Here is a 25,967-nt window from a genome sequence, read left to right as displayed (position 1 = left end):
GGGCGCCACTCAAAGAGGCCCCGGCTCAGCGCCGCGTCCCCGCGGCGACCGCGGCCCGCCGAGCCAGCAGCGTGGTGGAGCGGCCGTCCAGATACGGCAGAACGACCGCCTGCCCACCCCACGCCCGCAGCGTCTCCGCCTCCGGCAGGTCCTGGACGGAGTAGTCGCCGCCCTTGACCCACACGTCGGGCCGCAGCCTGCTCAGCAGCTCCCCCGGGGTGTCCTCCTCGAAGACGGCGACCGCGTCGACGCTGCCGAGCGCCTCGAGGACACGTACGCGGTCCGCCTCGTGGTTGAGCGGCCGGCCGGGGCCCTTGCGGCGGGCCAGTGACTCGTCGGAGTTGAGGCAGACGATCAGGCAGTCGCCGATGCGCCGGGCGCTCTCCAGCAGCCCGACGTGCCCGGCGTGGAGCAGGTCGAAGCAGCCGCCGGTCGCCACGACCGTGCCGCCACGCGCGCGTACCCGCTCCGCGAGGGCGAACGCGTCGGTGCCCGGCGTCTCCTCGCCGCCCGGGGCGGGCGTCGTCCGCCACAGGCCCGGATTCGTGGCGCCGCCCGCCGACACGAACGCGGCCGCTTCGGCGACCGCCCGTTGCAGGGCCTCTTCGGGGAGCGCCCCGTCCGCGAGCGCCGCGGCGGTCGTGGCGGCGAAGCAGTCTCCCGCGCCGCACGGGTCGCCGGTGGCGTGGTAGGGCGCCGGTACGAGCATCGGCGTACCGGATCCGGGCCTGGTCAGCAGGACGCCGCGCTCGCCGAGGGTGACGGCGACACCGGCGGCGCGCCAGCGGTCGGCGAGTTCCGTGCCCCGCTCGGCGTACGAACGCAGTGTCTCGCCGTCGCGCGGGCACAGGGCGCGGATCTCCGCCGCGTTGGGGGTGACGAGCCGCGCCCCGGGGACGGGGGTGTCGCCCTTGGGGTGTGGGTCCCAGACCAGGGGCGTACGTGGGGTGACGGCCGTCAGATGCTCTCGTACGGCGCTCGCCGTGTGCCGTCCGTAGTCGGCGACGAGGACGGCGTGGGCCTGCGCCAGCGCGTCGCGGACCGCCGCGTCGGGCTCGCCCGGTGTGCCGCCGCCGCGGTCGATGCGCACCAGGGGACGGCCGGACGCCAGGACGCGCGTCTTCACCGGCAGGGTGCCGTTCAGCGGCAGCTCCACCAGGCGCACGCGGCCCTTGAGTTCCCGGCGGACGGATTCACTCGCGGGGTCGTCGCCGAGCGCGGTCACGAGGACCACCTCGCGGCCGCCGCGGGCCGCGAGCGCCGCGGCGAGTCCGGCGCCGCCGGGATGGCGCCGGTCGCCGGTGACGTCGACGACCGGGGCGGGGGCGTCCGGGGAGAGCCGGGTGGCGACCCCTTCGATGTCCTCGTCGAGCAGGACGTCTCCGACGACGACGAGCGGCTTGGGTCCGGTCACGGGGTCCTCCCATGGACGGGGACCGCGGCGGGCTCGGCCCTGCCGATGGTGGCGGTGACGGGCCGGGGCCCGGCGAGCGCCGCGTCGAAGGCCTCGCAGAGCAGGTGGACGGCGACGAGATGGGCCTCCTGCACGGTCGCCGTGGTGTCTCCGTCCACGTACAGCCGCTCGTCGGCCGCTTCGCCCAGCGGATTGGGGCCCGGCCCGGTGAGCGCCCAGACGCGCAGCCCCGCGGCCCGGCCCGCCACCGCCGCGGTGATCAGGTTGGCGCTGCGGCCCGACGTGGACAACAGGATCAGGATGTCGCCGGGTCTGCCGTGCGCGGAGACCTGGCGGGCGAACACGTGGTCGAAGCCGTAGTCGTTTCCGATGGCGGTCATGCTTGAGGTCTCCGCGTGCAGGGAGATGGCCGAGTACGCGGGCCGCTCCTGCCGGTAGCGGCCCACCAGCTCGGCGGTCAGATGCTGGGCCTGGGCCGCGCTGCCACCGTTCCCGGCGGCCAGCAGACGGCTCCCGGCGGGCAACGCGGCGGCGAGCCGGCCGCCCCACTCCGCGATCGGGCCGAGGCTGTCCCGGCGCAGCCGGCGGAGCGCTTGCTCCAGGGACCGGCAGTGCAGATGCGCGGCATCGAGTGCAGGGGATTCGTTCATGCTGTTCGGGCGAGCCGCGTCACTGGGGCGGCGGCGGGCCCTACCTCCTTCGGATGTCGGTGCTCCGCGGTGGGTCGGGGGACGCGGGGGACGGCCGGGCGGGAGACCCGCCTGCGGTGATCGTGTGATCGTGGCCACGGGCGCCCTGCCGGCCGGGGCCCCGACCGCCACGCCCGTGGTCCGGCGCGGTGGGCGTGGGCCGTTCCCGGGTCACACCACCCCCGCCCCGGTAGCGACCGGGCGCGGGTCCAGGACCTCGCAGTACGCCGCCTCGGTGGCCGCCGCGACGCGGGCCCAGCCGAAGCGGCGCAGGGTGCGGCGGCGGCCCGCCTCGCCGCACGCCTCGCGCGTCGCGGGGTCCGCGAGGAGTTCGGCGACGGCGGCGGCGAGGGCCTCGGGGTCGCGGGGCGGCACCAGGCGACCGGTGGCCGGGTCGGCGACCGTGTCCAGCTGGCCGCCGACCGCGCTGGCGACGACCGGTCTGCCGCACGCCATCGCCTCCAGGGGGACGATGCCGAACGGTTCGTAGTCCGCGGGGCACAGCACCACGTCGGCCGCGCGCAGCAGCGCCGGCACATCGGTGCTCGGGACGCCGCCGGTGAAGCGGACCCGGTCGGCGACGCCCGCCTCGCGGGCGAGCGCGCGCAGCCGGCGGACCTCCGGGTCCTGGCCGAGGCGGTCGGCAGGGGGGCCGCCGACCACGACCAGCTCCGTCTCGGGCAGGAGGGCGAGCGCGGCGATGGAGACCGCCGCGCCCTTGCGCGGGACGAGGCGGCCCAGCTGGAGCACCTGGTGGCGCTCGGTGCCCCGCTCGGCGACCGGCCCGCGCGGGGTGAACAGTTCGGTGTCGACCCCGCACGGCACGACGCTCGCCTTGCCGGCGGGGATGCCCATCCTGCCGAGTTCGACGACCTCGTCCCGGCAGGTGGCGATGACCCGGTCGCAGCCGAAGCCCACCTCCGTCTCCAGGGCGATCCGCCTGGGCGGGCTGGGGTCGGCTTGCTGCTGGTGGCGGCGCTTCACGGTGCCGAGCGCGTGGTACGTGTGCAGCAGGGGCAGCCCCAGCTGCCGTGTCGCCCACAGCGAGGCGAGTCCCGACATCCAGAAGTGGGAGTGGACCAGGTCGGGCGGGCGGCCGCGCCAGGTGCGGGCCAGGTAGCGGCCGAAGTCGCCCATGTAGGGCAGCAGTTCGTCCTTGGGGATCTGCTCGGGCGGGCCCGCGGGCACGTGGTGCACGTCCACCCCGTCGCGCAGCGCCACCGTTTCGGGGAGGTCGGCCGCGTCGCGGCGGGTGTGGACGGTGACGCGGTGGCCGCGGTCGGCGAGGGCGCCCGCGAGACAGGCGACGTGCACGTTCTGGCCGCCCGCGTCGACGCCGCCCAGTGCGGCGAGCGGACTCGCGTGTTCGGAGACGAGCGCGATCGACAGCCTTCCGGCGCCGAAGACGGGCCCCGCGGAGAGGGTCGCGGGGTCGAAGGGGCCAAGTGATGAGGTCATGAGCACGCCTCCGTCAGCACGCGCTCCCAGTCGTGCAGGAAGCGCTTGAGTCCGTACCGTTCGAGAGCGGCCTGGCGGGCGCGGGCGCCGTCCTCCGCCGCGGCCCCCGGTTCCTCCAGATAGCGCCGGGCGGCCCGCGCGAGGACCTCGGGGCGGGTGGACAGCGTGCCCGCGCCAGGCGGTATCGCCTCGACCGCCTCCGTGGTGGCGAGCGCCACGACGGGCATGCCCAGGTGCATGGCCTCCAGGAGGGAGAGGCCGAGGGAGGTCCACCGCACCGGGTGGAGATAGAGGCGGCGCTCGGCGAGCGCGGCGTGCAGTTCGCTCTGCGGCAGGTCGGCGGTGCGGCACCGGTCCTCGGGGACGCCGAGGTGCGCGGCGAGTCCTTCGGTGCGCATGCCGAAGACGTCCAGCGGAGCGGCCTCGCTCAGGGCGGGGAGCAGGTCCGTGCCGGTGTGACGGCCGCGGCGCACCGGTTCGTTGACGACGACGGCGGCCCGCGCGAGGCGTCCGGTGTACTGGTGCCCGGGGTCGACGATGCCGTGCTCGATCACCTCGGTGCGGGTGCTGCCGCAGTCCCAGAAGAGCCGGTTGAAGTGGGTGACGTGTACGAGCGTCAGGTCGTCGCGGTCGGCGCACGGGTGCCGGGTGTCGGGGACGTCGCCGTCCGGCGCGTTGTGCTCCAGGTACACGGTGGGCACGTCCCGGCCGGGGCGCCGTCCGCCGAGCCAGCGTTCGGCCAGTTCCAGTTCGTGCGGACGCTGGAGGACGACCAGGTCCACCTCGGCGTCCCGCAGCTGCTCGGGGGTCAGCTCGCGTACGGAGGCGGGCCAGGGGAACGTACGGGCCCGGCCGCGCCCGTCGGGGCCGCGGTCCGGTGTCACGGGAACGAGGTAGGTGTGTGGGCCCTGGACGAACGCGGTCGTCCAGGAGCCGTGCACGTGCCACAGCAGGATGTTCATACGATCGCTCCTCGTTCCGTTTCGGGCGTGCCGCCTGGCGTGCTGCCTGGCGTGCCGCGCGGCGCGGTCGTCGGATCGGTGGGGGGTGTCGTCGGCTGCGCCCGGCCGGTGAGCGTCGTCACGGCGGCGAGCACCTCGGCGTCGTCGACTCCGTCGAGGCAGGGGTGGCCCGCCAGCGGGCACTGCCGCGCCCGGCTGCCCGCGCACTCCGCGCGCTGGTCGCCGAGCAGGACGTGCGGAACGCCGTACGGGGCCCAGCGCTCGGCCGGCACCACCGGGGCGAAGAGGGAGACGACGGGTGTGCCAACGGCGGCGGCGAGGTGCGCGGGCCCGGTGTTGCCGGCCACCACCACCCGCGCCCTGGACATGACGCCCGCCAGGCGCCGCAGATCGGTGGCTCCGCCGAGGTCGAGGGCGTGCCGTCCGGCGACCTTCGCGGTCAGGTCGCGTTCGCCGGGGCCTCCGGTGACCACGACCCGGTGGCCGGCCGCGCTGAGGGCCGCCGCGGCGCGCTCGGCCCGCTCGGGGCTCCAGGCGCGCGCGGGGACGGCGGCGCCCGGGTGGAGCACGACGTAGGGGTCGCCGCCGGTGAGGGGCGTGGTGTCGGGGCTCGCCTCCACGCGCAGCGCCCCGTCGTCGCTCGGCGGCAGGGCGAAACCGCAGGCCTCGGCGAGGTCCAGGGCGGCCTGCGCCTCGTGGCGGTGGGGCTGCCGATGGTGGCGCAGGTCGAGGAGGGTGCCCGGATAGTCCTCGCTGTCGGCGGCGGTCCAGCCGACTCCGGCGAGCTTCAGCAGCAGTGCGATGGGCAGCGGGCTCTGATGGTGGGAGACGAGCACCAGGGCCCGGTCGAAGCGGCCCTCCGTCAGCTCAATCAGCAGCTGCCGTGTCGCCGCGTGCGACACGGGCACCGGTTCGAAGCCCACCCACGGGGCGTCGTACACCCGTACGTCGTCGACGTCGGGCAGGAGCCGGCCCGCCTCGGCGCCCTGCGGACCGCACAGCAGCGCGGTGTAGGAGGAGCCGGCCGCCACGGCGCGCACGGCCGGGCCGGTCAGCAGCACGTCGCCCGTGCTGTCCAGGCGCACGACGAGGGTGCGCGGCCGGCTCCGGGGCGGGGGCGGGGCGGGGTGGCCGCTCATCGGCGGATCCGTTCGTCCCGGACCGACCGCGGCGGCACGCCCAGCGGACGCCCGCGCGCGGCCGCGTACGGGTCGAGGGGCGCCGCCCCGTGGTGCGCCACGTGGCCGCGCAGCCAGTGCCAGACGGCCGCGGGCGGGATGAGCACGCTGGTCAGGGCCATGGCGACCACTTCGTCGCGGTCCCGCGGGCCCGGCAGGATCCTCGCCACGGCGAGTTCGGCGGTGCCGGCCAGCCAGGCCGCCGCGCAGAGTCCTGCGGCGACGGGCTTGCGCAGCGCGGCGCAGGCCAGCGCCCCGGCGGCCGCTGCGGTGACCGCGAGGTGGCGGGGCAGCCGCCCCCGTGGCGCGGCCGCCCTGGTCCACCAGTCGCGGCCGTGCAGCCGCGTCATGAGGACGTCGTCGGCGTTGCCCGCCTGGAGGCGTACGGAGATCCAGCGGCCGGCCGGCCGCACCGGGTGGGCCGTGGTGCGCGTGCCCGCGGCGACCTCCCATCCGGCGGCCAGCACCCGCAGCGCGAGGTCGGCGTCCTCCCTGAAGGCGCGCCGGAACCGCTCGTCGAAGCCCCCGACGCCTTCCAGCGCCGCGCGCCGGTACGCCATGTCGGCGGTGATCCACCGCGCGGTGGCGAGCCCGGCGGTGTTGCGTTCCCAGTCCGTGGGCCTGCGGTCGGTGGGGAGCGGGACGTCGATGCGGGCGGTGACCGCGCCGTCGTCGCAGGCCGTCGCGGCGAGGTCGAGGGCCAGGTCGTCGCACCAGGCGGGACCGGGCACCACGTCGTCGTCGAGGAAGACGATCCACGGCACGCGACCGGCCGCCCGCCAGCCCGTGTTGCGCGCGGCGGCGGGTCCGCGGGCCTCGCCGCTCACCACGATGGTGACGGGGCTCAGGAGGGCCGGTATCCGGACGGGCAGCGGGGTGGTCGTGCCGTCCGTTCCGGGGCGGTCGTCGACGAGGACCACGCGGAGCGGCTTCGGCCCCTCGGCGTCGGCGAGCGCGCGCAGGGTCGTGTTGAGGCTGGGCCTGCCGAGCGTCGGTATCACCACCGCGTACGCGCCCTCGGTGCTGACGGTGTCGGCCAGGTCCATCAGGTACTCGGTCATCGGACTCCTCCTCCTTCGAACGCCTGGAAGAGGTCCTGGCGCCGGATCGCGTACGGGCCGATGGCCAGCAGGTCGACGGGTGAGGAACCGAAGCACTCCAGCGCGTCGCGCGGGTCGTCCACCATGGGGCGGCCCGCCGTGTTCAGGCTGGTGTTGACCACGACCGGCAGGCCGGTGAGCTTCTCGAACTCGCCGAGCATGCGGGCGACGAGGGGTTCGCGCGCCGGGTCCACGGTCTGGATGCGGGCCGTGCCGTCGACGTGGACGACGGCCGGGATGCGCTCCCGCCAGGGCTCGGCCACGTCGTGCACGAAGAGCATGTACGGGCTGGGCATCGGCCCGTCGAAGATCTCGGGGGCACGGTCGGCGAGCACCATCGGGGCGACGGGCCTGAACTGCTCGCGGCCCTTGACGTCGTTGAGCCGTTCGAGGTTGCCCGCGTGCCCGGGATGGGCCATCAGCGAGCGGTGTCCCAGAGCCCTCGGGCCGTACTCGGAACGGCCCTGGAACCACGCGACGATCCGGTTCTCCGCCAGCGCCCGCGCGACGGTCGCGGCGATGTCCGGCGGCCGTTCGAACGTCACGGCCGCCGTCTTCAGCCAGGCGCCGAGTTCCGCGTCCGACCAGTCGCGGCCCAGGTCGGCGCCGGTCATCGGCTCGGGCTCGTCGCCCTGTCCCGCGGAGAGCAGCAGCGCGCCGCCGAGGGCGGTGCCCGCGTCACCGGCGGCGGGCTGCACCCAGACCCGGGAGAAGGGTCCCTCGCGGGCTATTCGGGAGTTGGCGACGCAGTTCAGGGCGACACCGCCGGCGAGCGTGAGCACCCGGTGGTGGGTCTTGCCGTGCAGCCAGCGCGCCAGGTCGAGCAGCGTCTCCTCCAGTACGGCCTGGGCGCTCGCGGCGACGTCCGCGTGGTCCTGCGTCCACGGCTCGTCGGCGCCGCGCGGCGGACACAGCTCGTGCCAGGGCACCCCGGTGGCGCGGAAGCCGCCGTCGCCCGTCGGATACACGTGGCGGCGCAGCTCCGGGAGCATACGGGGAGTGCCGTGGGAGGCGAGGGCCATCACCTTGAACTCGTCGGAGGAGCGCAGGAATCCGAGGTGCCCGGTCAGCTCCTCGTAGACCAGCCCCAGGGAGTGCGGCAGGTCCTGTGCGTACAGCGGTTCGAGCTTGTCGCGCACGCGCCGCGCGGCGAGGTGCGAGGCGCGCTCGCCCCGGCCGTCCAGGACCAGGACGGAGGAGTCCTCGGCGTCGGGTGCGGCGAAGGCGCTCGACGCGGCGTGCGCCATGTGGTGCGGCACGAAGCGGACGATGCCGGGGTCGAGGCCGGGCAGCGCGGTCTTGAGGAAGCCGGGGGCCTCGCGGGCATACGTCTGCCGGAGGTGGTCCCAGGGATCGTCGAGTCCCATCTCACCGGCGGGCCGGGCCAGTTCGGGATCGTAGGAGTAGGTGACGGCGTCGAGGTCCTGGGGGCGCAGGCCGGCCCTGCGCAGGCACCAGGCGGCGGCCTGCTCGGGCAGTTCCCAGGCCGAGAACGGCACGGGCCGCTTCCCGTGCTTGCGCCGGGAGAACCGCTCCTCCTCCGCGGCGGCGACCGTCCGGCCGTCGATCACGAGGGCGGCGGCGGGGTCGTGGAAGAGTGCGTTGATTCCGAGGATGCGCATGAGGGATCCGAGGTTCTGTTGGCGGTACAGGGCACGGGGCCGGGCGCGGGCGGGCCGGATTCGGCGGGAGGGTGCCGGTCGGGGCGCCGTCGCGGTCCGGGTCAGTGGTCCGCCGTGGCGCGGAACCAGTCGATCGTGCGCCGCAGGCCTTCCTCGGCGTCCACGTGCGGTTCCCATCCGAGCTTGTCGCGCGCCAGCGTGACGTCGGGGCAGCGGACGGCGGGGTCGTCCGTGGGCCGGTCGATGAAGCGGATCTCCGAGCCGGATCCGGTGAGGGCGATGACCAGGCGCGCCAGTTCGAGCATGGTGATCTCGGTGGGGTTGCCGATGTTGACCGGGCCGCGCATTCCGTGGGCGGCCGCCGCGAGGATGCCGCGCACGGTGTCGTCGACGTAGCACAGCGAGCGGGTCTGCCGGCCGTCGCCGGTGACGGTCAGGGGCTCCCCGGCCAGGGCCTGTCGTACGAAGGTCGGCACGGCCCGGCCGTCGTGGCCGCGCATGCGGGGGCCGTAGGTGTTGAACAGCCGCACGATGGCGGTGTCGGTGCCCTCGGCGTCGGCGTGGGCCATGGTCAGGGCCTCGCCGAATCGTTTCGCCTCGTCGTAGACGCTCCGGGGGCCGACCGGGTTCACATGGCCCCAGTACCGCTCGTCCTGGGGGTTCTGCTGCGGGTCCCCGTAGACCTCCGAGGTCGAGGCGAGCAGGAAGCGGGCACCCGAACCGTGCGCGAGGCGCAGGGCGTTGCGGGTGCCCAGGCTGCCGGTCTCCAGGGTGTGCAGGGGCAGCCGCAGATAGTCGGCCGGGGATGCGGGGGAGGCGAAGTGCAGGACGAGATCGGGTGGCCGGTCGACGCCGAACCCTTCGGCCACGTTCGCCTGTATCAGCTTGAACCCGGGGCGGTCGAGCAGCGGCGACACGTTCTCCGGCCGCCCGGTGCTGAAGTCGTCCACGCAGGTCACCGCGGTCCCGGCGGCCAGCAGGGCGGTGCACAGATGGGAACCGACGAAGCCTGCGCCGCCGGTCACGACGGCGTGCTCCCAGGTGCGCGACAGAGCTGTGGTCATGCAGATCTCCTCCGTACGCGGTGACGGCGTGCGGCGCCGACCACCGGCCGCTCCGACGGCGCCGAGACACCGTCCAGTCCTGCAACAGCCTCTGTCAGTCACGCGGTGACGGCCCGGTGGTGTAGGGCATTCGGGTGAGTCGCGCGGGGTGAGGGGTGGGCGGTCATGGGCGGCGGGCCGTCGCTGGGGTGTGGGCGCACAGAGCGCGGGACCCGGCGGTCTCGCCGGGTCCCGTGCTCGCGGAGGGGGCTGGGGGGCTGGGGGCAGCTCAGTCGGTGGAGAGTGCCTGGACGAGGTCGCCCACCTGTGGGTCGGGGAGGCAACGGGCGACGTCCGCCTGGGCGACGACGCCGACGAGGTCGTGGCCGTCGATGACGGGCAGCCTGCGGACCTTGTGCGTGGTCATCGTGCGCATGATCTCGTCGGCGTCGTCGTCCGCGCCGATGGTGACGGCCTCGCCCTGGGCGAGTTCGCCCGCGTTCGTCTGCGCGGGGTCCTTGCCCTTGCCGAGGACTTTGACGACGATGTCGCGGTCGGTGAGCATGCCCTTGAGTCTGTTGTCCGTACCGCAGATCGGCAGCGCGCCGACGCCGAGTTCGGTCATCTTCCGGGCGGCGACCAGGACGCTTTCCTCGGCGCCGATGCACTCCGCGCCTCCGGTCATGATGTCTCTCGCGGTAGTCATGTCACTCCATTAGGTGTGCGCGGCCCGAAAGGGCCTCTTGTGGGGGGTTGAAGGAAGCCCGGAAAGGCGTCGGTCCCGAAAAGCGCCGGCTCAGCTTCCGAGGCCGCCGCTGCCGAAGCTGCCGCCGTCGCCTTTCCGGTGATCGGCCGGGTCCTGCGAGTCGCAGCGATGCGTGCTCGACTGGCCATACCCCTCTTTCAGCTCGTGCGGAAGGAGCCGGCCGCCGTCTTGAGGCACTTCATCCGGCTCGCGGTACTCCCGCTCTTCCCTGACGGGGCCGTCGTAAGGCCGTTTGGGCTGTTCTTCCGGACGCGGCGGGCTGGCCTCGCGCGCACGGACGCGCTGGCCCAGGAGAAAGGCGCCGAGAAGGACCGCGACCACTACGACACCGGCGACCCACATCAGCAGGGCGGCAGTGTGCGAGATAGCAAGTTCCCACTCCATGGATTCCATATGAGTGTTGTACCCGCCCCGCCCGAAAAATAGCTGAATATTACGCCTGCCGATTCACTCCGCCGGAAAACGGAGCAGTCCCCGGCGGCGCCGGGAAAGGGCACCGCCGGGAAAGCCGTCGCCATCTGCTTTACGGGTGGTCCGGCTGCTGTTCCGGCGGCGTACCGCCACCCTTTCCGCCGCCCTTGGCACCCCGGTCCGTGCCATGCGGCTCGCCGCCCTTGCCCCGCGAGGTTCCGGGTTGTGACGCCTTGGTGGAACCGCTCTCCTGCGGGGTGGCGCCACCTTTTCGGCTGCGCCGCAGTTCGGGCTGTTGTGGATTCGACATTCCAGCTCCTTTCCTAGGCAGTGCTGGCGGTGCTGTCCGTGCTGGGGGTGCCGGCCGTGCTGTCCGTACTGTCCGTGCTCAGAAAGCGGGAGGCCACCCGCAGGTCGGACACGAGTCCCCCGAACGCCTCGTCCCTGTCCTTCGCACGGAGGACCGCCGAAGGGTGCACGGTGGCGAGGAGGTGACGGCCGCCGCCGTCGCTCTCGTCCTCGGCGGCCAGCGGCAGGTCCGCGCCCGACGTCAGGGACAGAAGGGCGCCCCGCGACTCGGTCACCTTGAAGGAACTGCCCAGCAGGGACTTCCCGGCCGTCGCTCCCAGTGCCACGACCAGCTCGGGGTCCACGCGCCGCACCTCGGCCGCGAGCCAGGGGCGGCAGGCGGTCAGCTCCCGCAGGTTCGGCGCCTTGTGGATGCGGCGCTTGCGGCCCTCGGTGACGGGCGCGAACTTGAAGTGCTTGACCGCGTTGGTGAAGTACGTCTGTTCTTCCTCGATCCCGGCTTCGTGCAGCGCCGAGCGGAGCAGGCGCCCGGCCGGACCCACGAACGGCTCACCGGCCCGGTCCTCCTGGTCACCGGGCTGCTCCCCGACCAGCATGAGGCGGGCGCGGGCGGGACCGGCACCGAACACCACCCGGGTGGCGTTCGCGTACAACGGACAGCCGCGGCAGTCGGCGGCGGCACGGCGCAGGGACGGGATCCCACCTCGTGCGGGCACGTAGGGCAGGGCCCCGTCGTCGGCTGCGTTCTTGTCCGGGTCCGGCATGGCGCCTCCTACGAAAAGCGTCTCATCGTGCTCACTTCCCGGCCAACGGACGCTCACTTCCCGGCCGAGTGACGCCCGGCCCGGCCCCCTCCCTCTCACGCGCCACGGGCAGCGCCAGCGCCCCCACGACCACCGCGACGAGCATGGCCGCCATGACCGCCATGACCGCCATGGCCAGGAACGCGCGGCCGTAGTCGCCGGAGAGCGCGGCGGGCGTGCTCCCGGAGCCCGCGTCGACGTCGCCGACCCCGAAGGTCACCGTGGTGGTGATCGGGGTGATCAGCAGGCCCATCCCGGCGGACATGACGACGGCGGGGCCGAGCAGCCCGATGAGGTAGCCGCTGTCGGGCGTGGTGCGCCTCTGCCACAGAAGCCCGCCGCAGAGACAGCCGCGCTGAGCACGATGAGCCGCCGGGCGCCGATGCGCTCCATGACCCGGACCAGCCGCGGCCCTTGATCTGCGAGATGCCATACGTGAGCGAGCCGACGCCCGCCGTCGCCAGCGCGGCGCCCGGCACGTCGAGGCGCTGGCCTCGCCCATGCTCCCCGTCGGCGGCGAGGAACGGCAGGGCCGCGGTGATGGCCAGGGCGCCGATCGGGACGTTGATGAGCAGGATCCAGCACCAGGACATCGCCGACCCCGACGACCACACGCCGTTACATCGAGGCGCTGCTCGCCGAGTCGATGCCCACCACCGAGCAGAGCCGCGTCTTCCGCCTCGTGTGGACCTCGTACGCGGTGCTCGCGATGACCGATCCCGAGCTGGCCGAGAAGCCGTTCGTCGAAGGCCCCAACCGCTTCGAACAGCAGCTGGCCGACGTGCTGGGCCGCGCCCGGACCGAGGGCGAACTGGCCCCCGGCCTCGATGTCTCCGCCGAGGCGGCGCTGGCGGCGCTCAGGTACCACTTGGACAGCGTCTTCGGGGCCTCCGGGAAGGCCCGCGACTCCTCGACGAGCGCGACGGGGGTACGCACCAGGTCCGGTACCAGACCCAGCGAGCGCAAGCGCAAGAACCCATTTGCCGGGTGCGACTGCTGTACGGAGGCACTCGCCTGGCTGTTCACGCGGTACGCGGAGGTGAAGGCGGTCCTGCGCGACCCTCGGCTCAGCCGTGCGGCCACGGGTCTGCCCACTCCCCCACCTGCTCGGCGGTATCGGGTCTCTCTGACTCGTGGTCGGAGCTGCGGATAGCGCCATGGAGAGTTACGAAGTCGACACCCAGGCGGATACAACCATGGGCAACGCCACATTCACGGTGAGGCATTTGCGCACTTCAGAGGCGACTAGTCCCCTGTCTCCCTACTTATTTGCTGCATACAGTCACGTGTCAGTTCCCTTGTGAAGGGATCTTCATCTATGTGACATGGCTGGGTGGGATATGTGGAGGCGTACGCGTTCGCGCGGCAGGGGTGGGACCGGGGTACTTGCAGGTCTGGTCGGTGTGGCGGTGTTTGCGACCTTGGTCCCGGCGGCGCCCGCGGCCGTGGCGTCCGTACCTGAGCCGGCAGCGACGAAGACCCAGGACGAGGATGCCCCGGACGGGGAGGCCAGCGCTGAGGCCGCCTTGATCGAGGCGAAGCGCACGGGGAAGCCTGTCGAGGTGCTCTCTCAGCGCAGTGAGTCGAGCGACGTGTATGCGACTCCCGACGGCAACCTGGAGGGGCGGGAGTACTTGAGGCCGGTCCGGGCCCGCCTGGGAAAGGAGTGGAAGCCGGTCGACACCGATCTCGCCAAGTCTGCTGATGGAACCGTGGCGCCGAAGGTGACGACGGTGGGCCTGGAGTTCTCCGGGGGCGGCGATGCGCCGTTGGTGCGAATGACGAAGGCCGGCCGTGAGCTCGCACTGTCCTGGCCGGGCAAGTTGCCCGCACCGCAGCTCCAGGGCGCGACGGCCACCTATGCCGATGTGTTGCCGGGTGTGGATCTGCGGATGGGGGCTCAGGAGAACGGCTTCACGCAACTGCTGGTGGTGAAGTCGGCCAAGGCAGCCGAGAGCCCGGAGCTGACGCAGTTGCGGCTCAAGGTAGCTGCCGACGGTATGGAGGTGAAGGAGACCGCCCAAGGCGAACTCCAGGCCGTTGACAAGGGAGCCAAGGGCGTGGTCTTCGAGGCGCCCAAGCCGATGATGTGGGACTCCAGCACGGGTTCCGCCAGCTCGCCGAGCGCACGGGCGATGCCGCGGAAGGCAGTGGCGGCCACTGGGGGCGGTTCGGCAGTGGTCGGGGGAGAGCCTGCAGCGGGCGAGTCCGGAAAGCTCGCCCCAGTCGAGGTGGAAGTGCCCTCTGGCGGCAAGGAGTTGGTGCTGACGCCTGACGCTGATGTCCTTAAGGGGAAGGACACCACGTACCCGGTGTTCATCGACCCGCAGTGGGACGCTCCGCGGGCCACGGCTTGGACGATGGCGTCGAAGCACTGGGCAGGATCGCCGCAGTGGAAGTTCAACGGTGATCGCGATGCGGGCCTGGGATACTGCAACTGGTATTACTGCCAGCCGCACGACACCAAACGGCTCTTCTATCGCATGCCGATCTCCAAGTACACGGGCAAGTCGATCCTGAAGGCCGAGTTCGTCGTCCGCAACACATGGTCGGCCTCCTGCTCGGACCGCACTGTGGAGCTGTGGCGAACCGACGACATTTCGTCGTCCACGACGTGGAACTCACAGACACGGTCGGGTTTCTGGAACAAGAAGCTGTCATCGAAGTCGTTCGCCTACGGATTCAACGGGTGTTCTGCCAAGGATGCGGAGTTTTCGGTGAAGACGGCCGTCCAGGATGCCGTCGACAACCGGGACAAGACCATGACGTTCGGCCTTCAGGCGGCGGATGAAGGGGACGCGTACGGCTGGAAGCGGTTCTCGGACAAGGCGTTTCTTCGGGTGACATACAACCGTCCACCTCCGCAGCTCAAGGCCTCCCAGCTCACCATGCAGTACGGCGGCACCTGCAAGAGTTCCGGGAACGCCGCGCGCGTGCGCACGCGTGGCAATATCTCCGTCAATGAGGTACGCGACCCCGACCGCGACCCCGTCTCACTTCAGGTACAGGCCAAGTGGGACGGGGGCAGCTGGAAACCGGCTCGTACCACGGCAAAGTCTTCCGGCTCCGAGTTCACCATCAAGCTGCCCTCAACGATTCCCGAGAACAAGGAGATCAACTGGTACGCGCGCGTGCACGACGGTGCGCAGTATTCACCGTGGTCCTACGCGGGAAGCCCGACGGCCTGCTACTTCGTCTACGACACCAAGGTCCCCAAGGCTCCCGCCGTGTCCTCGGGCGAGTACCCGGAATCCGACCCGGAGAATCCGCAGGACCCGTGGCTTGATGGTGTGGGCAAGTACGGTTCGTTTGAGCTGAAGGCCGCCAACAGCGATGTGACGTCGTACTGGTACGGCATCAACACCGACCCGACGCCGGTACACAAGGTCACTACGTCCGGTGGCGCAGCGAAGATCGCCAAGGTGCTGCCCGGCAGGCCAGGGTTGAACTTCATCACCGCCCGTGCTTTCGACTCCGCCGGCAACGGCAGTGAGATCCGTACCTATCAGTACCGGGTCAAGGCCGGTCAGCCGGAGCGAGCGACCTGGCAGCTGGATGAGACCGCCGACGCGCCCGAGGCCAAGGGGTCGACGCCACCGCGCACGGCCCAACTGCATGGCGGGGCCGCTCCGGGCGCGGAAGGCGTGCAGGACAAAGCGGTGTCGTTCAACGGTACTGATGGTTATGCCTCCACCGACATTCCGGTGGTCGACACCAGCCGCGGGTTCGCGGTGTCGGCGTGGGTGAAGCTGTCGAAGATGCCGGAGGGTGCGGCGGTCATCGCTACCCAGCCGGGCAACCACAGTCCTGGTTTCGAGCTGTACTACTCCAAGACCTACGACCGTTGGGCGTTCAACCAGTACAAGTCCGATACTGCGGACGCGGGGATCGCTCGTGCGATGGCGGACAAGCCCGGCGGCGTAGCGGCCGGGAAGTGGACGCATCTGATCGGCTCCTATGACTCCTCGCGTGACGTGCTGGAGTTGTTTGTCGACGGCAAGCTGGTCGGCAAGATGGCCTATGACAAGCCGTGGGAGGCACGTCGGGGCCTGCAGCTCGGAGCTGCCTCCTACAGCGGTGCGCCCTCGGCCTTCTTCCCTGGTGCGATAGACGCTGTGCAGCTCTTCGACAAGCCGCTGGCGCAGGACGAGGTCGACAAGCTGCACGCCAGGGACACCATCGGCGATCCGGGCCGTCCGGCTCTGGCTGTCTTCGATCTGGACGAGGCGGCGAATGCCACCGAGATCACCGGTCACGGCGGCGTGCTGCCCGCCCAGTACAAGGGAGGCGTCACCACGGGCGTGCCCGGAGTGGCGGGCAAGGCTGTCGCGTTCAACGGCGCTGACGCCTACGCGAAGATCGGCCAGACCAGTGGCCCGCATGTGAACACCTCGCGCAGCTTCACTGTTTCCGCCTGGGCCAAGCTGGACAAGAAGCCGGACGGTGCGGCGGTCATCGCCTCACAGGCCGGCAAGGAGCGTCCCGGCTTCGAGTTGTACTACTCCTCCACCTATAACCGGTGGGCGGTCAACCAGTACTCCGCCGACGCGGCAGATGCGACTCCCATCCGTGCCATGCAGCCGGACGAAGACAAGGCATATGTGGGGGAATGGGCACATCTAGTAGGTGTGCATGACACCGTCGCCGACACGCTGACCCTGTATGTCAATGGGAGCAAGGCCGGATCGGTGCCGCTGTCCGGTGCGTTCTATGCCGATCAGTCCATGTATCTCGGTGCGGGCAGCTACAGCGGCCAGGTCAAGAACCACTTCCCGGGCAGCATCGACGACGTGCGCCTGCTGGACCGGCCGGTCTCGTCCGAAGAAGTCCGCCAGATGTTCCGCCGGCGTCCGCTGGTCAAGGGCCGCTGGAACTTCGAGGAGGCGAGCAGCACGACGCCCGCGACGACGCCGGACCTCTCGGCGGAGAAGCGCCCGATGAAGTTGAATGGTGGCGCCAAGCTCGGTGCCGCCTGGATCGACGCGCAGGGGCTGGAGCTGAACGGCACCGACGCGTATGCGGCCACGTCCACGATGCCCATGGACACCAAGACCAGCTTCACCGTCACGGCCTGGGCCAAGGCGGCTGCCGCCCCGGACCACGACATGGCCGTTATCAGCGCGGAGGGCATCACGCGGAGCGCCTTCGAGGTCCGCTTTGTGCCCGATGCCAAGGATCCCGAGGAAGGGCTGGGCCGCTGGGAGCTCACCCTCCCGGCCAAGGACAGCGCGGACGCTCCGGTCACCCGGGTGACGCATACCGAGTTCGAATCCGTCACTGATTGGAACCACCTTGCGGTGGTGTACGACGGCTTCGCCAAGGAAGTCCGCCTCTACGTCAACGGGAGACTGCAGGAATCCGCCTGTGGTGACGTGGACGGTGACGGCGATGCGGATGACACCGCCTGCCAGGACCTGATCTCTTGGGCCGACAACGCCCTGGCATTCTCGGCGACCAAGTCTCTGCAGGTCGGCAGAGCCAGGGGCGACGCTGCGGGGTCCTACTTCGCCGGCACGGTTGATGACGTCTGGACGCTGCAGGGCGCTCTGTCCGACGAGCAGGTCAACAAGCTGGCCACTTCCTCCTTCGGTCTGCCCACCGACGTACCGGGCGACAGCTGACCTGGGTGTGCCGGGGAGTGATCTCCTCCTTCCCGGCACACCTCCGCCATGTGTTCCTCACTGACCTGTCAACGCCCTGCCGCACAGCCGTGCGGGCCGGTGTTGCCGTAAAGGATTGATTGCTGAAGATGAACGGCATAACGAGAGCGCGCCGGTTCGCCGTACTGCGGCGAAGAGCGGCCCTGGCAGTGTCGGCTGCGATGGTGGGCACACTGCTGCAGGCCGCCGGCGCACCGATGGCGGCGGCGGATGGCGACGGCCTGCCAACCACGGCCTCGACAGAGAAGCCGGTCAAGGGCCGGGAAAGAGCAAAGGCCGTACCTCGCCTGGCGTCCAAGGGTCCGAAGACGCCCAAGGAGGCGCCGAAGGCTGCCTGGCCGAAGCCTGGTTCGGCCGTGATCGACATCCCCGGTGCAGCGGCCAAGACTGCCGGGGTGTCCGTCAGGGCCAAGGGACTGCCGCTGGCGGTGGGCACGCCGAAGGCTGCCGACACCAAGAGGGGCGGCCGCGGCGCCAAGGCGGCCACGCCACCGGTTGCGCGGGGCGATGTCACGGCGCGGGTGCTGGACCGCAGGACGGCGGAGCGGGCCGGTGTGCGCGGCGTGCTGTTCTCGCTGGAGGCCGGAGATGCCAAGGGGGATGCGGCCGGCAAGGTGCGGGCCGCGGTTGACTACTCCAGCTTCGCGGAGGCGTTCGGAGGCGGCTACGGCTCCCGGCTGACCCTGGTCAGACTGCCGGCCTGCGTACTGAAGACCCCGCAGAAGCAGCATTGCCGTACCCCGCAACCAGTCGGCACCGTCAACAACACCGAAAAGCAGACGCTGACGGCGGACGCGGTGACGTTGCGGGCCATGGGTCCCACCGTTCTGGCCGCGGTCGCGGACGAGAAGAGCGCGGGCGGCGACTACAAGGCGACCTCGCTCTCGCCGTCTGCCACGTGGGACACCAATCTCAACACGGGTGACTTCTCGTGGTCGTATGACATGCCGGTTCCCAAGGTGCCAGGGGACCTGCAGCCGCAGGTGGGCCTGTCCTATTCTTCCGGGTCGATCGACGGGCGCACCGGCAGTACGAACAATCAGTCCTCCTGGGCCGGCGACGGCTTCGACCTGTGGCCCGGCTACATCGAGCGCCGCTACAAGCCGTGCTCGGACGACGGCGAGAAGGACGCGAACGGCAACAAGCCCGGTGACCAGTGCTGGGGCTACGACAACGCGTTCATCACGTTCAACGGCAAGGGCGGCGAACTGGTCCCTCTGCCCGGCGACGCCGACGGCAACAAGAAGACGGATCAGGAGTACAAGTTCAAACAGGACGACGGGTCCCGCATCGTCCGCATGTCCTCCACCGAACGCGGCAACGGGGACAACGACGGCGAGTACTGGCGCCTGACGGACCCGCACGGAGTGCGGTTCTACTTCGGATACAACCGGCTGCCGGGCTGGACGGACGGTAAGCCCGCCACCAACTCCGCGTGGACGACGCCGGTCTTCGGCAACAACACGGGTGAAGAGTGCCACAAGGACACCTTCGCTGACTCCTGGTGCCAGCAGGGCTGGCGGTGGAACCTCGACTACGTCGTCGATCCGCACGGCAACGCCATGGCCTACTACTACGACCAGGAGAAGAACTCCTACGGCCGTAACCTCAAGGCCAAGGACAACACCCGCTACGTGCGTGGCGGCGTGCTGGATCACATCGAGTACGGGCTGAAGTCATCCTCGATGTACGGCACGAAGCCCCTGGCGAAGGTCGACTTCACCACGTCCGAACGCTGCCTGCCGGACTCCAAGGCCGACTGCAGCGATATCGGCAAGGACGCCTTCTATTGGTACGACACACCCTGGGACTTGAACTGCACCGAGAGCGAGGACTGTGACAAGGGGCGCTTGTCCCCCTCGTTCTTCACCCGCAAGCGGCTGACCGGCGTCACCACCCAAGTCCTGAACGGTGACACCTACAGCAAGATCGACTCCTGGAAGCTGGCCCACAAATGGGGCACGGCAGACGTCGATTACCAGCTGCTGCTCGACTCCGTGCAGCGCACCGGGCACACGGCCGAGCCCGCGGTCACCGTGCCGAAGACCACCTTCGCCTACACCCAGCTCGCCAACCGGCTGGACAAGACGGGCGACGGGTACGCGCCATACATCAAGGCCCGCCTCTCCGGAGTCTCCGACGAAGCCGGCGGCCAGGTCTCCGTCAACTACTCCGCACCGGCCTGCGACTTCGACGCCCTCCCGACACCGGAAACGAACACCACCCGCTGCTTCCCGCAGTACATCGGCGGAGACGCCAGCGACGACCCGGACCGCCACTGGTTCAACAAGTACGTGGTCACCTCCACCACCACCACGGACCGGACCGGGGGAGCAGCCGACGGCAAGACCGCGTACGAGTACCTGGGCGGCGCGGCCTGGCACTACGACGATGACGACGGTCTGACCAGAAAGAAGTTCAAGAGCTGGTCCCAGTGGCGCGGCTACGGCCACGTCCGAGCGAAGACCGGCGGCCAGGGCGGCGATGATCAGTACAAGTCGCAGGAAGACACCTACTTCCTGAGAGGGATGGACGGTGACCGCAAGGACTCTTCCGGCGGCACAAAGAACGTCTCGGTCAGCCTCGACAGCGGCGAAGGCGACCCGATCACCGACCACGAATCGGCACAGGGCTTCTCCTACAAGACCGTCACCTATTCCGGGCCGGGCGGCAAGGTCCTCGCCAAGACGGTGAACCGGCCCTGGCACCACGAGACCGCGAAGAAGACCCGTGAATGGGGCACGGTGACCGCCAACTTCAGCGGCACCGCGCACACCAAGAAGTGGACCTCCCTGGACGACGGCGCGGGCACCGCCTGGCGCGTCACCTCCAGCGCGACGGACTACGACACCGTCGCCGGCCGCCCCACCCAGGTCGACGACCTCGGCGACAGCAGCACGGCCGATGACAACCAGTGCACCCGCACCACCTACGCCACCAACACCGCCGACAACATCCTTACGCTGCCCTCCCGGGAAGAGAGTGTCGCCGTCAAGTGCGCCGACACCCCCGACCGGGCGAAGGACGTCCTCTCTGATGTCCGCACCGCCTACGACGGCGGTGTCTACGGGGCCGCACCCACCAAGGGCGATGCCACCGCGTCCGCGACCCTGAAGAAGCACGACGGAACCAAGGCCGCCTACCTGGAAGCCGGCGCCACCTTCGACGGCTACGGCCGCAAGCTGACCACCACCGACCTCACGGCAGACGTCACCGTCACCGGCACCGCAGACCCCGTACGGACCCCGCGCAAGGACGGCCGCACCACCACCACCGCCTACAGCCCGGCCACCGGGACCGCCACAAAGGTCACCGAGACCAGCCCGCCGGCCAAGGCAGCCGACCCGGCCTCCGCACAGACCACGGTCACCGAGCTGGAACCCCTGCGCGGCCAGCCCATGACCAGGGTGGATACCAACAACAAGCGCATCGCGATGACGTACGACGCGCTGGGCCGCTCCGCGAAAGTCTGGCTGGCCGACCGCAAGACGAGCCAGACACCCACCTACGAATTCGCCTACCTCATGGAGGAGAACAAACCTGTCGCGGTCCGCGTCCAGACGCTGAACAACGAAGGCGGCCAGGTCGCCTCCTACACGATCTACGACGGTTTCCTGCGCGAGCGTCAGACACAGGCTCCCGGTCCCGACGGCGGCCGCATTCTCACTGACACCTTCTACGACGAACGCGGTCTGCCCGCCAAGGCCTTCGCCCCCTATTACGCGCTGAAGCCCGCCGAGCGCGAACTGTTCAAGCCGGACAACGCCTGGAGCGTGGAGTCCCAGACCCACATCACCTACGACGGACTGGAACGCCCCGTCGAAGAGCGACTGGTCGCCGGCAACGGTGACGGCGGCAAGGTCCTGGCCACCACCAAGACCATCTACGGCGGAGACCGTACGACCGTCATTCCGCCCGAAGGCGACACCGCCACCACCACCCTCACCAACGCCGAGGGCAAGGCGACCGAGCTGCGCCAGCACCACACCCGCAGCGCGAGCGCGGCCTACGACACCACTTCCTACGCCTACACGCCCACAGGCGAACTGAAGAAGGTCACCGACCCGGCGGGCAACAGCTGGGCATACAAGTACGACCAGTTGGGCCGCCAGACAGAGGCCAGCGACCCGGACAGGGGCACTACCAAGAGCTTCTATGACGACCGGGGCCAGCTGACCACCACCACCGACCAGCGCGGCACCACCCTGGCCAGCGTCTACGACAACCTGGGACGCAAGACCGAGCTACGCGAAGGCAGCGCCACGGGCGACCTGCGCGCCAAGTGGGTCTACGACACCATCTCCGGCGCCAAGGGCCAGCTGGCCGAGACCACCCGCTATGTGGGCGGCAACCCCTACACCTCAAAGGTCACCCAGTACGACTCCCAGTACCGGCCGACCAGGACCGCCGTAGTCATCCCGGACAGCGAGAAGGGGCTGGCCGGCACCTATCAGAGCGGCACCTCGTATCTGCCCTCCGGGCTGGTGGGTGGCGTGAGCTACTCCGCAGCAGGTTCCCTGCCCGCCGGCAGCTTCTCGACCACCTACGAGAAGCAGACACTCCGTCCCGTCTCGGTCCTGGGCGACGGCTTCAAAGCCGACACCGGTTACACCTTCACCGGCAAACCCCAATGGAATGAATTCGGCGGCACCAACGGCAAGAAGACCAAGGTCAGCTACAGCTACGAGTACGGATCCCAGCGCCTGGCCACGTCCCGGGTCGACCGCCAGGACCAAAGCGGAGTCGACCAGCACAACACCTACAGCTACGACGAAGCCGGCAACATTCTCTCGGTCTCGGACGTCTCCCGCACCGGCACCGACACCCAGTGCTTCACCTACGACTACCTGCGGCGGATGACTGAAGCCTGGACCCAGGGCGACAAGACATGCGCCACCGCCCCGGTCGCAGGCAAGACCGGCGGACCTGCCCCGTACTGGCACTCCTACACCTACGACAAGGCCGGCAACCGGCTCACGGAAACCCTCCATGACGTCGGCGGAGACAGCAACAAGAACACCGAACGCACCTACGACTACCCCAAGCCGGGCACCGCACAGCCGCACACCCTGACCTCGGTCACCACAGAGCTGCCCGGAGGCACCACCACCAAGGACTCCTACGGCTACGACCCCACCGGCAACACCACCAGCCGTACCCTGCGCGGTGACACCCAGGCCCTCACCTGGGACGCCGAAGGCCACCTGGCCAAGATCAGCGAACCCGTCCAGGGCGGCAAGGACAAGGTCACCGAGTACCTCTACGACACCGAGGGCAACCGCCTGATCGGCCGCACACCGACCGAGACCACTCTCTACCTCGGCCACACCGAAGTCACCCTGCCCAAGGGCGCCACGAAGGCCAAAGCCACCCGTTACGCCCCCCTGGGCGGCGGCCACCAGGCCGTCAAGGAGGACAACGGCACGATCAGCTTCACCACCGCGGACCACCAGGGCACCGGACAACTCTCCATTGCCGCAGCTGATCTGAAGCTGGCCCAACGCCGCGCCCTCCCCTTCGGCGGACCAAGAGGCGAAAGCCCGAAGACCTGGCCCGGGACCAAGGGCTTCGTCGGCGGCACCGACGACACAGCCTCCACCGGACTGACCCACCTCGGCGCCCGCGAATACGACCCGACCACCGGCCGCTTCCTGTCTGTCGACCCCGTCATGGACCTGACGGACCCCCAGCAGATGAACGGCTACACCTACAGCAACAGCAACCCGGCCACCTTCAGTGACCCGAGCGGGCGCCTCTACGGCGTCGGCGACTTTGTAAACATCATAAGAAAAGCCGCCAAGAACATCATCAACAAGGTGATCGCATCGAACCGCGTCGTCAACGACCGTGCGAACAACTCGGTGTACTACCGGACCAGCAGAGGCAGTCGCGCATCCCTAGCCGGTTTCAACAACCCGTTGGTCTTTCCTGATGCGTTTCCCACGCTAAGGAAATTCTTCACGGGCGGTGGTGCAGCGGAAGCGGCGAAGGAGACGATCCTCCCCGATGTGCAGTCATGGCAGGAATGTGGGCGCCATCGGGGAGTCAGCGTAGCTTGCGGCAGCACACTCCTGGATCTGCCGTTCTTCAAGTTTCTCAAGCCATTCAAGAAACAGATCAAGAAGGGCGTCAAAGAAGTTCTAGGGGAGGGCGGAGAAGCATCAAAGAAGACCAGGAGAGGAGCCCCCTCCGATTGCAACAAGTGCTTCCCCGCCGGCACAGACGTCCGCATGGCAGGTGGCGCAAAGAAGAACATTGAGGACATCAAAGTCGGCGATAAGGTCCTGGCAACTGACCCACGGACCGGGAAGACCGGTAAACGCGAAGTCACCGCGACCATCGTCACTGATAACGACAAGCAGTTCACCGAACTCACCATCGCTACACCCGACGGCGCCAAGAAGCTAACGGCCACACACGAGCACCCCTTCTGGTCGGCCAACAAGAAGGCGTGGGTAGAAGCCGGAAAGCTCAAGCCGGGCATGACTCTGCGCACGGATGACGGCCGCAGCGTCGTCGTGACGGCAGCTCGCCAGTACCAGGACCACCAGCGCACCTACAACCTCACCGTCGAGGGCATCCACACGTACTATGTGCTGGCGGGGAAAGCTCCGGTCCTCGTTCACAACAGCGACTGCCCGCCCGCATCGAAATACGAGGACGTCACGAGTCCCGGCGCCCGCATGCTGAACAAATCGACAGACGTGGGCCCCGTGGACTTCGGAAAGAATCTTGAGAACAATGGGTGGAGCCGCACCGAAAAGGGCCCGAACATCATGTACGAGAAGGATGGGGCAAGGTATTTCCTTCGAGGGAAGGCGAGCAGTTACAAGGGATGGACGGCCGACTACTACAATCCCGGATCCAAGAAGGCCGACATCAAGATCAGGCTGGGTGAGGACTAATGACAGAAGCTGGTTCGATAGTGATGGATCGCAACGGCTACCTGGACGTTCGCTCTCATAGCGCAGCCACTTTCGATCTTGACGCCAGGCTGCCCCACCGGGTCTTCAATGAGAGTGTGGGGGACTCGCTGTTCTGTGAGTTCGATGCGGTCCTCACCCCGGAATTCTGGCCGGCGCTCTGCACGATGGCTCGGTGGCATGGCGACAGTCACGTCGAACTGCTGGTTCTTGAGCCGGATTGCGATGCGTTCTACCTTCCGGAGTATCGGATGTATCCGGCGTTGTCGTTGTCTGTCGAGGCCGACGTGGACGACTACTGGGCGGCGATCGGTCACGAGCCGGACGGTGACATCATGGGGTCTATTGCGATCTCTGCGAACGTCATTGCTGCGACCGGGCCTTCCGGAAGATGGGGGTGTTGGGGTGAAAGAGATCCCGAGGTCGCAGTACTCGGGGGATTTCCCAACGTGGCCGCACGGGATGAATGGCGCGCACAGTTCGGGCCCTTCCTGGAGGTGTCAGGCGCTCTGGAGTCGTATCTTCCGCTGACCTTCACGGGTCGGACCGTCCCAGACGAGTACGCCGCAACCCTGACCGCCAACTACGGAAATCCGAGCGGTAGGCGACCGTAACGGCACGGAGCAATACGCTTATACACATATGAAGCCCCGTCAGGTGAGTCCTGGCGGGGCTTCTGTGCGGGGGAACGGGAGTAATTGAACCTCTTTCATCCTGAATAGTCGTAGGTCAGTAGTACGTGGATGGCTTGGACGGTGCGGCTGATGCGGCGGGTGGAGGAGCGTGTTCACTCAAGTCCTGGCGCATCATGCGCAGCGGGCTGTTCGCTGTGGTGGTAGTACGGGGTGCGGAAGGTGGCGCCGGCGCCCTGGTAGGCGCGGTCCGCCAGCACGAGGGTCTGCCGGGTCAGGCAGGCTTGGACGATGCCGTAGGCGCGGGCCGAGGTCAGGTCATGTGTGCGTCCGGGTGCCGCGCGGGAGAACCACAGGGGTGTGCCGTCCGGGCGGGCGATGACCTGCACGTTCATGCCGCGCTTCTTGTGCTTCTGCGAGTAGTACGGCTGATCGCGCGGACGCGGTCGGTGGGGACCAGTGTGCCGTCAACGATGACGTGGTCGCCCTCACCGAGGCCGGTGCGGGCTTCGTGCAGGGCTGGGGCCCAGGAAGCCAGTGCCTCCAGGGCCTCGTCCACGTAGCGCCAAGCGGTGGCCTGCGATATCGCGAACCCGGCGCCGAGCTGGGCGAACGTCTCGTTCTTGCGCAGGTGGACCAGCGTGAGCAGTGCCTGGTCGAAGCAGCCGAGCTTCCGCCAGCGGGTGTTGCGTGCGCGGCGGTGCTCGTACAGCAGCCAGGCAACATGCTCGACGAGACTGGACCACACATGACCTGCGGTGGGCGCGGCGGCTGGCCGCCGAGTACGCGTACGACGCCGACCTCGGCGCCCGGCTCCACGGTGCCGAGAACTCGGCCAGCTGGCCGGCTGGCCGGCGGCCGACTCGCCTGGAACGGGACAGCAGACGCCACTTCCTGGGGGCCTTCCAGGCGGCCCGGGCCGCGGGCGACAGCGAGCTGGTCGCGTACACCGTGTCCTGCATGAGCTACCGGGCCAGCGTCTTCGCGCTGCGCCGCT

General features: G+C 69.7%; 17 protein-coding genes and 1 pseudogene. 4 read left to right on the top strand and 14 right to left on the bottom strand.

Translation table 11 applies throughout. The features are described from left to right. Positions 1–25: 25 nt before the first annotated feature. The 13 genes from rfaE2 to ACWDZ7_RS22920 all read right to left on the bottom strand — a co-directional run bounded on the left by rfaE2 (position 26) and on the right by ACWDZ7_RS22920 (position 12,020). Positions 26–1,414, bottom strand: a complete 1,389-nt coding sequence (gene rfaE2 / locus ACWDZ7_RS22980; protein ID WP_451799340.1) for a D-glycero-beta-D-manno-heptose 1-phosphate adenylyltransferase — start codon at positions 1,412–1,414, stop codon at positions 26–28. After that, the gene (locus ACWDZ7_RS22975) at positions 1,411–2,064 is read right to left on the bottom strand and encodes a D-sedoheptulose-7-phosphate isomerase (protein WP_451799338.1); all 654 of its coding nucleotides are present in this window, start codon (positions 2,062–2,064) and stop codon (positions 1,411–1,413) included. The genes rfaE2 and ACWDZ7_RS22975 overlap by 4 nt, the downstream gene beginning before the upstream one ends. A gap of 210 nt (positions 2,065–2,274) precedes the next feature. Then, positions 2,275–3,561 carry a glycosyltransferase gene (locus ACWDZ7_RS22970; protein ID WP_451799336.1) on the bottom strand — a complete coding sequence of 429 codons (1,287 nt, stop codon included), beginning with the start codon at positions 3,559–3,561 and terminating at the stop codon, positions 2,275–2,277. Then, the gene (locus ACWDZ7_RS22965; protein WP_451799334.1) at positions 3,558–4,523 is read right to left on the bottom strand and encodes a glycosyltransferase; all 966 of its coding nucleotides are present in this window, start codon (positions 4,521–4,523) and stop codon (positions 3,558–3,560) included. Before ACWDZ7_RS22965 ends, ACWDZ7_RS22970 begins: the two co-directional genes overlap by 4 nt. After that, a complete protein-coding gene (locus tag ACWDZ7_RS22960) occupies positions 4,520–5,662 on the bottom strand; it encodes a glycosyltransferase family 9 protein (RefSeq protein WP_451799332.1) in 1,143 nt (380 codons plus the stop codon). The genes ACWDZ7_RS22965 and ACWDZ7_RS22960 overlap by 4 nt, the downstream gene beginning before the upstream one ends. After that, entirely contained in the window at positions 5,659–6,762 is a 1,104-nt protein-coding gene (locus ACWDZ7_RS22955) for a glycosyltransferase family 2 protein (protein WP_451799330.1), read from the bottom strand. Before ACWDZ7_RS22955 ends, ACWDZ7_RS22960 begins: the two co-directional genes overlap by 4 nt. After that, positions 6,759–8,423 (bottom strand): carbamoyltransferase family protein, encoded by a 1,665-nt coding sequence (locus tag ACWDZ7_RS22950; protein WP_451799328.1) that lies wholly within the window; start codon positions 8,421–8,423, stop codon positions 6,759–6,761. The genes ACWDZ7_RS22955 and ACWDZ7_RS22950 overlap by 4 nt, the downstream gene beginning before the upstream one ends. A gap of 101 nt (positions 8,424–8,524) precedes the next feature. Then, entirely contained in the window at positions 8,525–9,487 is a 963-nt protein-coding gene (locus tag ACWDZ7_RS22945; RefSeq protein WP_451799326.1) for an NAD-dependent epimerase/dehydratase family protein, read from the bottom strand. Between the two features lie 268 nt (positions 9,488–9,755). Beyond that, positions 9,756–10,172: a CBS domain-containing protein gene (locus ACWDZ7_RS22940; protein WP_451799324.1), complete on the bottom strand. Its 417-nt coding sequence runs from the start codon at positions 10,170–10,172 to the stop codon at positions 9,756–9,758. A gap of 90 nt (positions 10,173–10,262) precedes the next feature. Next, positions 10,263–10,625 (bottom strand): DUF6479 family protein, encoded by a 363-nt coding sequence (locus ACWDZ7_RS22935; RefSeq protein WP_451513250.1) that lies wholly within the window; start codon positions 10,623–10,625, stop codon positions 10,263–10,265. A gap of 130 nt (positions 10,626–10,755) precedes the next feature. After that, the gene (locus tag ACWDZ7_RS22930) at positions 10,756–10,953 is read right to left on the bottom strand and encodes a hypothetical protein (RefSeq protein WP_451799322.1); all 198 of its coding nucleotides are present in this window, start codon (positions 10,951–10,953) and stop codon (positions 10,756–10,758) included. 13 nt (positions 10,954–10,966) lie between these two features. Next, the gene (locus ACWDZ7_RS22925) at positions 10,967–11,716 is read right to left on the bottom strand and encodes a UdgX family uracil-DNA binding protein (protein WP_451799321.1); all 750 of its coding nucleotides are present in this window, start codon (positions 11,714–11,716) and stop codon (positions 10,967–10,969) included. A gap of 31 nt (positions 11,717–11,747) precedes the next feature. Then, a complete protein-coding gene (locus tag ACWDZ7_RS22920; protein ID WP_451799319.1) occupies positions 11,748–12,020 on the bottom strand; it encodes a hypothetical protein in 273 nt (90 codons plus the stop codon). Between the two features lie 357 nt (positions 12,021–12,377). On the opposite strand from ACWDZ7_RS22920, the gene ACWDZ7_RS22915 reads away from it, so the two are divergent. The 4 genes from ACWDZ7_RS22915 to ACWDZ7_RS22900 all read left to right on the top strand — a co-directional run bounded on the left by ACWDZ7_RS22915 (position 12,378) and on the right by ACWDZ7_RS22900 (position 24,952). Beyond that, a complete protein-coding gene (locus ACWDZ7_RS22915) occupies positions 12,378–12,908 on the top strand; it encodes a TetR family transcriptional regulator C-terminal domain-containing protein (protein ID WP_451799493.1) in 531 nt (176 codons plus the stop codon). A gap of 187 nt (positions 12,909–13,095) precedes the next feature. Further along, complete coding sequence (locus ACWDZ7_RS22910) at positions 13,096–17,376, top strand: LamG-like jellyroll fold domain-containing protein (protein ID WP_451799492.1); 4,281 nt, start codon at positions 13,096–13,098, stop codon at positions 17,374–17,376. A 200-nt stretch (positions 17,377–17,576) separates the two neighbouring features. Continuing rightward, entirely contained in the window at positions 17,577–24,320 is a 6,744-nt protein-coding gene (locus tag ACWDZ7_RS22905; RefSeq protein ID WP_451799317.1) for a polymorphic toxin-type HINT domain-containing protein, read from the top strand. A gap of 23 nt (positions 24,321–24,343) precedes the next feature. Continuing rightward, positions 24,344–24,952 (top strand): hypothetical protein, encoded by a 609-nt coding sequence (locus ACWDZ7_RS22900; RefSeq protein ID WP_451799491.1) that lies wholly within the window; start codon positions 24,344–24,346, stop codon positions 24,950–24,952. Between the two features lie 95 nt (positions 24,953–25,047). Here the strand turns inward: ACWDZ7_RS22900 and ACWDZ7_RS22895 are convergent. Then, positions 25,048–25,718: pseudogene (locus tag ACWDZ7_RS22895) on the bottom strand (transposase family protein). Positions 25,719–25,967 lie beyond the last annotated feature (249 nt).

The organism is Streptomyces sp. NPDC003032 (assembly GCF_053591415.1).
This window is presented reverse-complemented; position numbering and strand designations above follow the sequence as displayed.

Coding starts and splice junctions, on each gene's coding strand:
- ACWDZ7_RS22975 (WP_451799338.1), bottom strand. CDS start 2,064: ATGAACGAATCCCCTGCACTCGATGCCGCGCATCTGCACTGCCGGTCC.
- ACWDZ7_RS22970 (WP_451799336.1), bottom strand. CDS start 3,561: ATGACCTCATCACTTGGCCCCTTCGACCCCGCGACCCTCTCCGCGGGG.
- ACWDZ7_RS22965 (WP_451799334.1), bottom strand. CDS start 4,523: ATGAACATCCTGCTGTGGCACGTGCACGGCTCCTGGACGACCGCGTTC.
- ACWDZ7_RS22960 (WP_451799332.1), bottom strand. CDS start 5,662: ATGAGCGGCCACCCCGCCCCGCCCCCGCCCCGGAGCCGGCCGCGCACC.
- ACWDZ7_RS22955 (WP_451799330.1), bottom strand. CDS start 6,762: ATGACCGAGTACCTGATGGACCTGGCCGACACCGTCAGCACCGAGGGC.
- ACWDZ7_RS22950 (WP_451799328.1), bottom strand. CDS start 8,423: ATGCGCATCCTCGGAATCAACGCACTCTTCCACGACCCCGCCGCCGCC.
- ACWDZ7_RS22945 (WP_451799326.1), bottom strand. CDS start 9,487: ATGACCACAGCTCTGTCGCGCACCTGGGAGCACGCCGTCGTGACCGGC.
- ACWDZ7_RS22940 (WP_451799324.1), bottom strand. CDS start 10,172: ATGACTACCGCGAGAGACATCATGACCGGAGGCGCGGAGTGCATCGGC.
- ACWDZ7_RS22935 (WP_451513250.1), bottom strand. CDS start 10,625: ATGGAATCCATGGAGTGGGAACTTGCTATCTCGCACACTGCCGCCCTG.
- ACWDZ7_RS22930 (WP_451799322.1), bottom strand. CDS start 10,953: ATGTCGAATCCACAACAGCCCGAACTGCGGCGCAGCCGAAAAGGTGGC.
- ACWDZ7_RS22925 (WP_451799321.1), bottom strand. CDS start 11,716: ATGCCGGACCCGGACAAGAACGCAGCCGACGACGGGGCCCTGCCCTAC.
- ACWDZ7_RS22920 (WP_451799319.1), bottom strand. CDS start 12,020: ATGTCCGCCGGGATGGGCCTGCTGATCACCCCGATCACCACCACGGTG.
- ACWDZ7_RS22910 (WP_451799492.1), top strand. CDS start 13,096: ATGTGGAGGCGTACGCGTTCGCGCGGCAGGGGTGGGACCGGGGTACTT.
- ACWDZ7_RS22905 (WP_451799317.1), top strand. CDS start 17,577: ATGGTGGGCACACTGCTGCAGGCCGCCGGCGCACCGATGGCGGCGGCG.
- ACWDZ7_RS22900 (WP_451799491.1), top strand. CDS start 24,344: ATGGATCGCAACGGCTACCTGGACGTTCGCTCTCATAGCGCAGCCACT.